13 protein-coding genes are annotated in these 12070 nt (G+C 72.1%); 7 read left to right on the top strand and 6 right to left on the bottom strand.

Features of this window, described 5'->3' with window-relative positions:
* Window positions 1–35 precede the first annotated feature (35 nt).
* Window positions 36–911 (top strand): LLM class F420-dependent oxidoreductase, encoded by an 876-nt coding sequence (locus tag AB0M59_RS23685; RefSeq protein WP_364618326.1) that lies wholly within the window; start codon window positions 36–38, stop codon window positions 909–911.
* Here AB0M59_RS23685 and AB0M59_RS23680 read toward each other — a convergent pair.
* Window positions 908–1729, bottom strand: a complete 822-nt coding sequence (locus AB0M59_RS23680) for an alpha/beta hydrolase (protein ID WP_364618323.1) — start codon at window positions 1727–1729, stop codon at window positions 908–910. The genes AB0M59_RS23685 and AB0M59_RS23680 overlap by 4 nt on opposite strands.
* 86 nt (window positions 1730–1815) lie before the next feature.
* On the opposite strand from AB0M59_RS23680, the gene AB0M59_RS23675 reads away from it, so the two are divergent.
* From AB0M59_RS23675 to AB0M59_RS23660, 4 genes are all read left to right on the top strand, one after another.
* Complete coding sequence (locus AB0M59_RS23675) at window positions 1816–2415, top strand: TetR family transcriptional regulator (RefSeq protein ID WP_364618320.1); 600 nt, start codon at window positions 1816–1818, stop codon at window positions 2413–2415.
* Between the two features lie 109 nt (window positions 2416–2524).
* Window positions 2525–3961 (top strand): hypothetical protein, encoded by a 1437-nt coding sequence (locus tag AB0M59_RS23670; RefSeq protein ID WP_364618317.1) that lies wholly within the window; start codon window positions 2525–2527, stop codon window positions 3959–3961.
* Window positions 3962–4032: 71 nt separating this feature from the next.
* Complete coding sequence (locus tag AB0M59_RS23665; protein WP_364618315.1) at window positions 4033–4896, top strand: amidohydrolase family protein; 864 nt, start codon at window positions 4033–4035, stop codon at window positions 4894–4896.
* A 105-nt stretch (window positions 4897–5001) separates the two neighbouring features.
* Window positions 5002–5649 carry a GTP pyrophosphokinase family protein gene (locus AB0M59_RS23660; RefSeq protein WP_364618312.1) on the top strand — a complete coding sequence of 216 codons (648 nt, stop codon included), beginning with the start codon at window positions 5002–5004 and terminating at the stop codon, window positions 5647–5649.
* A 4-nt stretch (window positions 5650–5653) separates the two neighbouring features.
* Here AB0M59_RS23660 and AB0M59_RS23655 read toward each other — a convergent pair whose 3' ends face one another.
* Both AB0M59_RS23655 and AB0M59_RS23650 read right to left on the bottom strand, forming a co-directional pair.
* Window positions 5654–6298, bottom strand: coding sequence for a TetR/AcrR family transcriptional regulator C-terminal domain-containing protein (locus AB0M59_RS23655; RefSeq protein ID WP_364618309.1), 645 nt, complete (start codon window positions 6296–6298; stop codon window positions 5654–5656).
* Window positions 6295–7599 (bottom strand): cytochrome P450, encoded by a 1305-nt coding sequence (locus AB0M59_RS23650; protein WP_364618473.1) that lies wholly within the window; start codon window positions 7597–7599, stop codon window positions 6295–6297. Before AB0M59_RS23650 ends, AB0M59_RS23655 begins: the two co-directional genes overlap by 4 nt.
* An 83-nt stretch (window positions 7600–7682) precedes the next feature.
* On the opposite strand from AB0M59_RS23650, the gene AB0M59_RS23645 reads away from it, so the two are divergent.
* Window positions 7683–8246, top strand: coding sequence for an ester cyclase (locus AB0M59_RS23645; RefSeq protein WP_364618306.1), 564 nt, complete (start codon window positions 7683–7685; stop codon window positions 8244–8246).
* 147 nt (window positions 8247–8393) lie between these two features.
* Here AB0M59_RS23645 and AB0M59_RS23640 read toward each other — a convergent pair whose 3' ends face one another.
* On the bottom strand, window positions 8394–9395 hold the full coding sequence (locus AB0M59_RS23640) for a hypothetical protein (protein ID WP_364618304.1): 1002 nt from the start codon (window positions 9393–9395) through the stop codon (window positions 8394–8396).
* Between the two features lie 67 nt (window positions 9396–9462).
* Complete coding sequence (locus AB0M59_RS23635; protein ID WP_364618301.1) at window positions 9463–10302, bottom strand: EamA family transporter; 840 nt, start codon at window positions 10300–10302, stop codon at window positions 9463–9465.
* Between the two features lie 68 nt (window positions 10303–10370).
* Between AB0M59_RS23635 and AB0M59_RS23630 the strand changes: the two genes are divergently transcribed.
* On the top strand, window positions 10371–11228 hold the full coding sequence (locus AB0M59_RS23630; protein ID WP_364618298.1) for a LysR family transcriptional regulator: 858 nt from the start codon (window positions 10371–10373) through the stop codon (window positions 11226–11228).
* Here AB0M59_RS23630 and AB0M59_RS23625 read toward each other — a convergent pair.
* Window positions 11216–11866 (bottom strand): DUF998 domain-containing protein, encoded by a 651-nt coding sequence (locus tag AB0M59_RS23625; RefSeq protein ID WP_364618296.1) that lies wholly within the window; start codon window positions 11864–11866, stop codon window positions 11216–11218. The genes AB0M59_RS23630 and AB0M59_RS23625 overlap by 13 nt on opposite strands.
* Between the last annotated feature and the right edge of the window lie 204 nt (window positions 11867–12070).

Raw genomic sequence — 12070 nt, 5'->3', positions numbered from 1 at the left:
GAGGGCACGCCGTCCGCACGTCAGGAGAACGTTTCATGGAGCTCGGTTTCCACCTCCCCATCTTCGACATCGACGGCGGGACCCCCGCCATCGCCGGTGAGCTCGCCCGGGTGGGCAGCGCCGCGGAGGAGGCCGGGGCGACCTGGCTGTCCTTCATGGACCACTACTTCCAGATCGAGCCGACCGGCCTGCCCGCCGAGTCGAACATGCTGGAGGGCTACACCACCCTCGGCTTCCTCGCCGCGCACACGTCCCGGATCGAGCTCGGCCTGCTCGTCACCGGCGTGACCTACCGGCACCCCGGCCTGCTCGCGAAGATCGTCACCACCCTCGACGTCCTTTCGGGCGGCCGGGCCGTGCTGGGTGTCGGCGCGGCCTGGTTCGAGCGCGAGCACCGGGGGATGGGCGTGCCGTTCCCGCCGATCGCCGAGCGGTTCGAGCGGCTGGAGGAGACGCTGCGCATCTGCGGGCAGATGTGGGACCCGGCGGACAACGGCCCGTTCGAGGGCAAGCACTACCAGCTCGCCGAGACGCTCTGCTCGCCCCAGCCGATCAGCCGGCCGAAGGTGCTCATCGGCGGCGGCGGGGAGCGCAAGACGCTGCGGCTCGTCGCGCAGTACGGCGACGCGTGCAACCTGTTCGCGTCCTCGCCCGAGGACGTCGCGCACAAGCTGGACGTGCTGCGCGGCCACTGCGACGACGTGGGCCGCGACTACGACGAGATCCGCAAGACGGTCCTGGCCAACAACCCGCGCCCGTCGCCGGAGACCCGCGACGACTTCGTCCGCGCCATGGCGGACTACGCGAAGCTCGGCATCCGCTCGGCGATCATCACGCCGACGACGGGCTCCCCGGCCGCGTGGATCGAGGGCATGGCGCCGGCCGTGCCGCAGCTGGCCGAACTCGGCTAGCCGACGGCGGCGGTCAGAATCCGCGCGGTGACCAGTTCCGGGCGCTGCGGCGGCAGCGCGTGAGTCGTACGCGGCACGACCTCGACGTCGAACAGCGGGTTGAGTGCCCGCACGCGCTGTTCGACGTCGCGCGCGGAGTGGATCACGCTGCGCTCGGCGAGCAGCAGCCGGACCGGGACGGTCACCGCGCGCAGCTCGTCGTCGGTGAACAGGTGCGGCGGCGGGAGCTGCGCGCGGTACTTGAGCGCGCCGAACAGCAGCGGACGGAGGGTGCGCCGCACCGCCGCCCCGGGGCGCGGGTCGAACCAGCGCACGATTTCGCGCAGGCTCCACCGGATGAAGCTCGAGCCGATCACCGCGAACCCGGACGGCTCGATCGCGACCACCGCGGCCACCCGGGACGACGCCCGCATCGCCAGGGTGAGCGCGTGCCGGCCGCCGGTGGAGACGCCGGCCAGCACTGCCCGGTCGTGGCCGAGGCCGTCGAGCAGGTCGCCGAGCCAGTCCGCGTAGTCGCCGTCCCCGGTGATCGGCCGCGTCTGGCGGGACCGGCCCGGCTCGCCGATCGTGTCGACGGCGTACACCCGGTGGCCGGCAGCCAGCTCGGCGACGTGCGGGAACCACGACAGTGACGTGCCCATGCCGCCCGGCAGCAGCACGACCGGCGGTCCGGCGTCGCCGCTGTTCCGGACGCGGGTCGGCCCGTAGCGGGTCCCGACGTCCAGGTCACGCACCGGCACGGGCCAGCTCGTCGCGACCTCGTCGTAGGCGGCCGAGTAGGCGTCTTCGGCCCGCTGGTCCTTGAACTTCCCGAGCATCGGTCCCCCAGTTTTTATAGTGCAGATGCACGATAACATTGCGTGTCCGATGCTGTCGAGATCCTGAGCTGTGGCAGAGTGATCGCGTGCCAAAACGCGTCGACCACGAGCAGCGCCGGCGCGAGATCGCGGAGGCGCTGTTCCGGATCGCTGCCCACCGCGGCCTGACGGCCGTGACGCTGCGTGCGGTCGCCGCCGAAGCCGGGATCTCGATGAACCTCGTCCAGTACTACTTCCCGGCCAAGGACGACATGCTGCGGTTCGCCTGGCAGCGGATGGTGGAGCTGAGCGCCGAGCGGGCCGCGGCCGGGGTCGGCCGCGCGCTCGCGACCGGCGACGAACGCGCTGTCGTGCGGGCCTACCTGGCCGCTGTTCTGCCGTCCGACGAACGTGCGCGGCTGCTTTGCGCGGTGCAGATCGCCTACTTCGCCGCCGACGTCACCCGCGGTGGCGCACAGCCGGACCAGGAAGCCTTGCTGCCGCACCTGGTCCGCGGGCTGGCCGGGCAGATCCGCCTGGCGCAGAAGGGCGATCGCGTCAGCCCGAGCCTGGATGCGACGCTGGAGGCCGACGCACTCGCGACGATGGCCGCCGGTCTCGTCACCGGGATCCTCGTGGGGGCGTACACGGCCGAGCGGGCTTCCGTGCTCGTCGAATACCGGCTCGGCCAGCTGTTCAACGCTTGATTTTGTGTCCATAGTGGACGCTCCGGTAAATCCCTTTCGGTGATCGGTGAACCATTCACGACGGCGCCCCGTGTGCCTTGGTGAGGTGGCGACCCGAGAGGAGGGGCTGATGCCCCACGGACGCAGTACCGGACGACACCGCAAGCAGGCCACGATCGGGCTGGCGGCGCTGCTGGGAGTCGCGGGGGCGACGGCGACGGCGATCGCCCTCAGCAGCCCGGCGAGCAACGCGGCGACGGAGAGCTGCGGCGGCCTGGACACGGCGCTGCAGAACAACCTGACGTTCATCGCGGGCCAGCAGGCGGCCCCCGACGCCCAGTCCGCGGCCCGGATAGCCAACCGCCAGGCGGTGGTCGACCAGATCCAGCAACGCCGCGCGGCGGCCGGCTGCGGGGGAGAGGTGGCGGCGAACGCGGTCGCGACCCAGTGCGCGGCGATCGCCGGAGCGGCCGAGCAGGACGCCGTGGCCGGAGAGGACGCCCAAGCCGGCGAGAACGGCATGGCCGAGGGCAACGGCATGGCCAACGGCAAGGCCGAGAACGGCAAGGCCGCCCAGCAGGACGCGGCGGACGAGAACGGCGCGGCGGACCAGAACGGCATGGCCGACGGCAACGGTATGGCCGCCGAGAACGGCATGGCCGGCAAGGCCAAGGCGAAGCAGAAGGACAAGGCGGCCGAGAACGGCGCTGCCGCCGACGAGAACGCCATGGCCGGCCAGCAGGACGCGGCCGCCGAGGACAACACTGCTGCTCAGGACGACGCGGCCGCCCAGGCCTGCGATGTGGTCCAGCAGTGCGTGGCCCTGGCCGCCGGAGCCGCCGACGCCAACGGCATGGCCGCCGAGAACGGCGCGGCTGCCGAGAACGGCAAGGCCAAGCAGAACGGCGCGGCCAAGCAGAACGGCATGGCGAACGGAAACGGCGCGGCCAAGCAGAACGGCATGGCCAACGAGAACGGTATGGCCAACGAGAACGGCATGGCCGATCAGAACGGTGCGGCGGCCGAGAACGGCATGGCCGACCAGAATGGCATGGCCAACGGAAACGGCGCGGCCAAGCAGAACGGCATGGCCAACGGAAACGGCGCGGCCAAGCAGAACGGCATGGCCAACGAAAACGGCGCGGCCAGCGAGAATGGCATGGCAAATCAGAACGGCATGGCCGACCAGAACGGCATGGCCAACGAGAACGGCATGGCAGCGCAGAACGAAGCCGTAGCGCAGGATGGAGCCGCGGCTCAGAACGAAGTGAACGCGCAGGACTGTGCCGCCATCCTCGACTGCGTCACCCAAGCCACCGCCGCCTCGGCCGCGGACCAGCAGGGCATGGCCGCCGACCAGAACGGTAACGGTCAGCAGAAAGCCAAGGGCAAGAACAAGAAAGCCGCCAACGAGGCGGAGCAGGCGGCCGCTGCCGCGGTAGCGGAGAAGTGCGTCGCCGACCCGGCAGCAGGAGCGGCAGCGGGAGCGGCGACCGCAACCGACAGCAACACCGAAACCGCGACCGACAGCAATACCGAAACCGAAACCGCGACCGCGGGCAAGTGAGACCAGGAGGGGGTGCACCGGCGGCGGGCCGGTGCACCCCCTCCGTCAGCGGTACCTGCCACACTGGCCCGGTGGAATTCGCCCCCGAGCGGAAGCTCGCCGTCTGCCCCGGCCCGGACCCGCACCCCCGCGCGCCCGCCCGGGTCGACGTGCCGCCCGGGTCCGTCGACACCCACGCCCACGTCGTCGGCGCGAGCGGGTTCGTCGAGAACCGCAGCTTCACCCCACCACCCGCCACGGCCGCCGACTACACCGCCATGCTCGACGCCACGAAGATGACCTACGGCGTCCTCGTACAGGTCAGCGTGCACGGCACCGACAACTCGCTCCTCCTCGACACCCTCCGCGCCCACCCCGGCCGGCTCAAGGGCGTCGCCGTCGTCGACCCGCACGTCAGCGACCGCGAACGAGCCGAACTGCACGACGCCGGCATCACCGGGCTGCGGATCAACACCCTCACCGCCGGCGGAGTCGGCTTCGACGCACTCGACCGGCTCGAAGCGATCTGCGTCGAACACGGCTGGCACCTGCAGCTCTTCACCGACGCGGCCGCACTGAAGCCGGTCGCGGCCAAGCTGGCCGAACTCCGCGTCCCCTACGTCCTCGACCACCTCGGCGCGCCCGACGGCAAGACCGGCAACCGGCTCGTGCGGGACCTCGTCGCGGACGGCGCCTGGGTCAAGCTCTCCGGCGCCAACCGGCTCGCCGAGCCGCCGTACGCCGAGACCGTGCCGTTCGCCCGGGAGCTCGCCGCCGCCGCGCCCGACCGGTGCGTCTACGGCTCCGACTGGCCGCACGTCGGCTTCTGGGGGCCCATGCCGAACGACGGCGACCTCGTCGACCTGCTGGCCGACTGGGTGCCCGACCCCGGCACCCGGGCCGCCGTCCTCGGCGCCAACGCCCGCCGGCTCTACGGCTTCCCGGCGCCGACCTGACTCGACCGGGTGACCGGCGGGAACTCCGGCCCGCCGCCGATCGTTGATCGGGTAGCACACAGTAACCTGGTGCGCGGAAACGACCGACGACAGCACGAGGCTTGAGTGACCACCGACCCGGCGGCCGAGGACCTGCGCGAAGCGGCCGAAGAGCTCGCCGTCGCCGGGCAGCTCCCGCGCTTCCTCCTGATGTACAAGTTCGCCATCGAAGAGCTGATGACGAAGCTGCGGATCCTCAGCGAGGAGTTCGACTTCGTCCACAGCCACGACCCGATCGAGCACATCACGAGCCGAGTGAAGCGGCCCGAGGCGATCAAGGAAAAAGTCCACCGCCGCGGCCTCGGTGACGACTGGATCTCCGTCGCGCACGTCCTCGACGACATCGCCGGCATCCGCGTGGTCTGCCCGTTCGTCGACGACGTCTACGAGGTCGCCCGCATGCTCACCGCGCAGGACGACGTCGAGCTGTTGCGCACCAAGGACTACATCGCCCGGCCGAAGGCCAACGGCTACCGCAGCCTGCACCTGATCGTGCGCATCCCGGTGTTCCTGTCCAACCGCGTCGAGAAGGTCAAGGTCGAGATCCAGCTGCGCACCATCGCGATGGACTTCTGGGCGGCGGTCGAGCACAAGCTGTCCTACAAGTACGCGGACAGCGTGCCGCCGGACTTCGCGGGCGAGCTCGCTGCGGCGGCCAGGACGGCGGCGGACCTCGACGCGCGCATGGCGGCGCTGCACGAGCGGATCCGCTGACCCCTCAGCCCGGGGCCAGCGCGTCGAGCAGGATCCGCAGGCCGAACTCGAACTCCGCCTCGTGGTCGCACACCGCCAGGTACGGCGCCGCCGCGGCGACGGCCGGCAGCCCGGACGCCTCGAGATCCTCGAGCCGGCCGCGGCTGCCGTTGCTGAACGTCGGCGCCGCGCTGACCTCACGCATCAGCGTCCCGATCAGGAAGGCCAGCACCGCCCGCAGCCCGTGGACCGCCCGCTCCGGCGGGTAACCCGCCGCGAGCAGCGGGCCGAGCACCGCTTCGACCGGCGCGAGCGCGGTCAGCGACGCGAGCCGGCGGGTGAGAACGAGCGGCGCCGCGCGGGGGTGGCCGAGCATCGCGGCCCGGAACCCGTGCGCCAGCGCGGACATCGTCGTCCGGAGGTCCGGTTCCGGATCGGCGGCCGGGATCGCGGCGAGCAGCACCTCGGCGACGCCGTCCAGCAGCGCGTCCTTGCCGTCGACGTGGTTGTACAGGCTCATCGGGTCGACGCCGAGCCGGCGCGCGAGCTTGCGCATGCTGACCGCGTCCAGGCCCTCTTCGTCGACGAGCGACAAGGCCTCGCGCAGGATCCGCTCCCGCGACAGGGTGCCGTCCGAGTCCTTGGGCGGCCGGCCGCGCCGGGTCGTCACGAGGCGAGCACCGCGGGCAGGCTTTCGTAGCCGCGCAGGATGCGCGTCTCGCGACGCCGGCCGCCGGGCAGCACGCGCAGGCCGGGGAACCGCTCGAAGATCGAGCGCAACCCGATCTCGCCCTCCATCCGGGCCAGCGACGCGCCCAGGCAGTGGTGGCGGCCGGCGCCGAACGCCACGTGGTCGCGGGCACCGATCCGGGTCACGTCGAAGACCGCCGGAGCGTCGAACACCGCGGGGTCGCGGTTCGCGCCGGCCAGCACGGTGGTCACGAGCGCCCCGCGCGGTAAGGGGACCCCGGCGATCTCGGTGGCGCGCGTCGCCAACCGGCCGGTGAGCAGGACCGGCGGGTCGTACCGCAGGACCTCCTCGACGGCGTTGCCCCACAGCTCCGGCCGCTCGCGCAGCACGGCGAGCTGCCCGGGGTCGCCCGCGAGCAGCGCGATCCCGCTGCCGAGCAGGTTGACGGTCGTTTCGAAGCCGGCCGCCAGCACCAGGCCCGCGGTGGACTTCAGCTCCGTCTCGGTGAGCCCGACGCCGTCGTCGCGGGCCGCGACGAGCTTGCTGAACAGGTCCTTGCCGGGGTGGCGGCGCAAGTGGTCGAGGTGCTCGCCGAGCCAGGCGTCGAACTCGCCCAGCGCGGTCTCGACGTGGCGGAACGTGCGCCAGCCGAGGCCGAGGTCGAGGCTGGGCGCGGCGGCCGCGCCCAGCGACAGCACCTTGCCCAGGTCGGACGGCGGCACGCCGAGGATCTCGCTGATGACCGTCACCGGGAGCAGGCCGCAGTAGGACTCGACGAGGTCGAGCGGGCGGCCGGGGGCGAGGTCGTCGAGCAGGCCGTCGGCGATCTCCTGGACGCGCCCGCGCAGCTGCTCGACGGCGCGCGCGGTGAACACGCCGGTGACCAGCTTGCGGTAGCGGGTGTGCTCGGGCGGGTTGACGGCGAGCAGCGACGGCGGCCGCACCGGGTGCAGGTGCTCCCCGGCCGACCACTCGACAAGCCGGCCGAGCGGCGAGCCGTCGGAACCCATGACGCCGACGCGGAAGTCGTCGCTGGACAGCACTTCCCGGACCGCGGCGTGCGTGGTGGTCATCCAGCCGAAGCGGGTGCGCGCGAGCGGGCCGGCGGCACGGATCTCCTCGAACAGCCCGGTCAGGTCACGCCCGTCCGCGGCGGCGACCACCATCCGCCCCTGGAGGTCGCCGCGCCGGGCTTCGCGGCGGAGGACGGTCCGGGGAAGGGCGTGGCCGAGGCTCCACCGGACGACGGGTTTCGCGTGGGCCAGGGCGGCGTCGAGCACGGTCACGGCATCCTCCGCTGTCGGTCTGCCTACAGTGTAGGTTATCGTCCATTACCTACGGCGTAGATTTAGAGGAGTGAGCCATGAGCGAGTTCGACATCCCCGCCCGGGAAGTCCTCGAGGCGCGGCAGAAGCTGGTGCTCGACCACTTCCACGACGAGGTCGCCCAGGACTGGGACGCCACGCTCTCGACGTTCCCGCACCCGCACTACGAGGTGATCGCGACGATGACCGTCCACGACGGCGACGGCGCCGTCCGCGGCTACTACCAGGACACGCGCACCGCGTTCCCCGACCAGCACCACGAGCTGATCGCGCTGCGGCACAGCGCCGACGCCGTCGTCGTCGAGTTCTGGCTGCTGGGCACGCACCTCGGCCCGCTCGGCGCGATCCCGGCGACCGGCTCCCGCTTCCGGGTGCGCATGACGGCCTACTTCGTCTTCGACGCCGACGAGAAGCTGGTGTGCGAGCGGATCTACTTCGACACGCTCTCGATGCTCAAGCAGCTGATCGGCGGGATCGACAAGAAGAACCCGAAGAACTGGCCACTGCTGCTCCGCGTCGCCCGCGGCTTCCTGGCGATGTCCGGCGGGCGGCCCGACCCGCGGCTGGTGAACACCGCGGAGCCGGACCTCCGTCCCGTCTGACGCGCCAGTCGCACCAGCCCCAGCCGCTGAGGGCGACGGCGCGCGTGCCGGAGTCCCCGGCGGCCGCCCCGGCCGTGAGGACGGCCGCCACGCTCAGCACGGCGACCGGGGTCCGGCGCAGAAGTCTCATGGCAAGCTCGTCGCTCGTCAGTCGCAGGTCCAGCGCAGCGAAGCGTGGTCGCCGCCGGTGTTGCCGAAGATCACGCCGTCGTCGCCGATCACGTACACGTCCGCGTCGCCGCCGTCCGGGAACGGGAGCTTGCCGAGCAGCTTGGTGTCCTGCCAGACCGCGGACGGTCCGGTCAGGTCGTCCAGGCTGCCCGCGATCAGCCCGTGCTTGTTGGTCGCTTCCGCGGTGCCGCCGTGCTCGAGCGGCCGCGGGTCGGCCGGGCCGTGCCACGCCAAGGCACGGGAAGCGGGCCACGGTGAGTCGATCGCCGTGCCGACGACGACGCCGTTGCGGATCTGGCGGATGAGCACCGGATTCGCTTCGCCGGTCAGCGGGGTGACCACGCCCGCCCGCCAGAGCCCGCCGAGCCGGTTGTCCGGGGCGCCCAGCAGCACCGTGCCGTCGTCGTCGAGGTCCATGCCGTACCGGTCCGGGAGGTCGATGATCCGCGGTCCCGCGGCCAGGACCGACCAGAGGACGCTCACCCGGTGGCCGTCCTTGAGTGCGGTCGCGGAGGTGAGCACGTCGCCCCGGTCGTTGAGCGCGACGGCCGATTCGAGCCGGTAACCGGGCGGGTCGGACAGGCGGGTCAGCGTGCCGGGACCCGCGTGACCGCCGCTGAACAGGTAAACGCCCCGGGTGGTCGACGGAAGGCCGCCGTCCAGGAGCACTGTTCCCGCGGAGTTCTCGTCGGCGACGTTCGGGTAGACGAACGGCGCGAGCGCGTCCGGGATGCGGGGCTTGCCGTCGGTCCAGAGCACGACCTTGCCCATGTTCACGCTCCGGTCGCTGACGTCACCGGAGTAGTTGCCGTGGCTGTCGGTCCCTCTGATGTTGACGTCGCTGTCGAAGTAGCCGTCGGGCGCCACGATCTTGTGCGCCGTCCAGGTGCAGGCCTCGGCCGCGGTGGCGGTCGGTGCGGTGACGGCGGTGCCCAGTGCGAGTGCCGCGAACGTGAGCGCGGCAGCACGTCGGAACATGAGAATTCCCCCTCGGAATCGGTCGACGCCGACTCCACGCCCCACCGCGCCCGCGGGTTGAGCCGCGTTACCCGTTCGGCCTAGTCACCGACGCGGCGTTGACCACGACGAGCACCCCGATCGCCACCCACGAAAGGACGTCGAGGCGCTGGCCGAGGACGATCCATCCGACCAGGGCGGCCAGCACCGGGTTCACGCTCATCACGGTCCCGAACACCGACGCCGGAACCTTCCGCAGGGTCAGCAGGTCGGCCAGCATCGGCACGGCCGACGACAGGACGCCGGCGGTCACCGCGGCCAGGATCGCGCCGAGACCCGGCCGGTGCGCGATCATCGCCCACACGCCGACCGGCACGTACGCCAGCCCGGACGCGCCCGCGGCCGCCGCCGAGCCCGCTACGCCGGGGATGCGCGCGCCCACCGCGCGGTTGAGCAGGATGTAGCTCGCCCAGCACGCGGCCGCGAGCAGCGCCAGGCCGATGCCGACGTAGTCCGTGCTCGGCCGGGGCCGCACCAGCACCACCACGGCCGCCCCCGCGATCAGGGCGCAGAGCAGGTCGCCGCGCCGTCGTGACCCCGCCAGGGCGACGGCGAGGGGACCCAGGAACTCCAGCGTCACCGCCAGGCCGAGGCCGATCCGGTCGACCGCGCTGTAGAGCGAAAGGTTCATCGTCCCGAACACCAGCGCCAGGGCAAGGACGAGCCGCCACTGCCCGGCGGTGAACCCGCGCAGGCGCGGCCGCCCGGTCGCGAGCAGCACCACCGCCGCGACCCACTGGCGGACGGCGACGACGCCGGCCGGGCCCAGCTGGGGAAACGCCAGCGCCGCGACCGATGCCCCGACCTGGTTGGACAGCCCGCTGCCCGTCATCAGCGCCGCCCCGCGCCAGCGTCCTTCGCTTGTCATGCCTCGACTATCGGGGCCGGTGGGGTATACGCAAAATGCATCCGACACGTCGGCCATACGCTGAGCGCATGGATGCCTCGCTGGAGCTGCGCCACTTGCGACACCTCGTCGCGGTCGTCGACACCGGCAGCTTCACCGACGCCGCGATCGAACTGGGCGTCTCCCAGGCGACGGTGTCGCGGACGCTGCTCGCGCTCGAGCGCGTCCTCGGCGTCCGGCTGCTGCACCGCACGAGCCGGACCGTCGAGCCGACCACGGCCGGCGTCACGGTCCTCGCCCGGGCACGGGTCCTGCTGGCCGACGCGGAAACGCTGGTGCACGAGGTCACCACCGGCCACACCCGGCTCCGGCTCGGGCACGCGTGGTCGGCCGTGGGCCGGCACACGGCGGAATTCCAGCGGCGCTGGCAGGACCGGTACCCCGACGTCGAGCTGCAGTTGGTGCGGACCAACACGGCGACCGGCGGCCTGGCCGAGGGGCGCTGCGACCTGGCCGTCGTCCGCACCGCCGTCGACACCCGCCGCTACGCCCACACCGTCGTCGGCCACGAACGCCGGTGCGTCGCCCTCGCCTCGGACGACCCGTGGGCGCGGCGCCGCGTGATCCCGTTCGCCGAGCTGGGCGGCCGCACGCTCGTCGTCGACCGGCGCACCGGCACCACGACCGCGGACCTGTGGCCGGAGAACGCCCGGCCGGCGGTGGAGTACACCCACGACATCGACGACTGGCTGGCGGCGATCGCGAGCGGGCGCTGCGTCGGCGTCACGCCCGAGGCGACCGCGGCGCAGTACCGGCGCGACGGCATCCGCTACCGGCCGCTGCGCGACGCCGACCGCGTGCCGGTCCGGCTGATCTGGCGCCACCGCGACGCGCACCCGGCGACGCACCTGGCCGCCGCCCTGCTGACCGAGCTCTACCGCACCTGACTTCGCGCCGGAGCGAGCAGGACGCCCAGCGCGACCAGCTCCGTCAGCGCCATCCCGCGTTCGACGAGGCCGAGCGGGATGAGCGTCCACCAGCGGCCGCCGTCCGCCGCGGCCACCACGACGGCTCCGAGGATCACCGCGAACCAGCCCAGCGAGGCGATGGCCAGCACGCGGGCGAGCCACCGGCGGCCGGGGGAGCCCGGGAACGCCGTGCGGGCCGCGACCAGCACCGCCAGCGGGAGTGCCACGAAGGCCACGACGCTCGCGATCCGGTGCAGCGTGCCGCCGAAGTCCGAGCGTGAGACCGTGGCCCAGTCCGGCTTCGGGAAAGCCACGATGACCAGCAGCCCGACCGTCCACAATGTACCGAGCAGGGCCGCGGGCACGGGCAGCCGCCGCTGGCTGTGCAGGACGGCGAGCCCGGCCGCCGAGCCCAGCGCCACCAGGATCACCGCGAGGTCGAAGATCCACTTGTGGTCGGAGAGCCCGTATTCGCTGATCGTGCGGCGGGTCGCGCTGATCTCGTCGGTCGGCGGGATGACCTGGAGCAGCAGCACCAGCGCGGCACCGATCACGAGGGCGGCGATGCCGCTCAGCGAGACCGCGAGCGATGTCCGTCGCGCAGGGACCGTGACCATGAACCGACAGTAGTCGACCGGCGGTTGAACTCCCGGTAAAGGTTCTTTCGGGCGAACCTTCGCGTGAAAACGGGGTGAAGGCTGTACGACTTACGGCGGTTACCGTAGCCGGTTTTCGTCCATTACGGTCACTCGCTACCGGTACGTCCGTGCTGTGCCGGTCTCGGTCAAGGAGGTCTTTGCCTGTGGGGAATTCACCAAGAA

The organism is Amycolatopsis sp. NPDC051371 (assembly GCF_040682155.1).
Taxonomy (GTDB): Bacteria; Actinomycetota; Actinomycetes; order Mycobacteriales; family Pseudonocardiaceae; genus Amycolatopsis.
The sequence above is the reverse complement of the archived record's forward strand: the minus strand, read 5'-3'. Positions and strand labels throughout refer to the sequence as shown.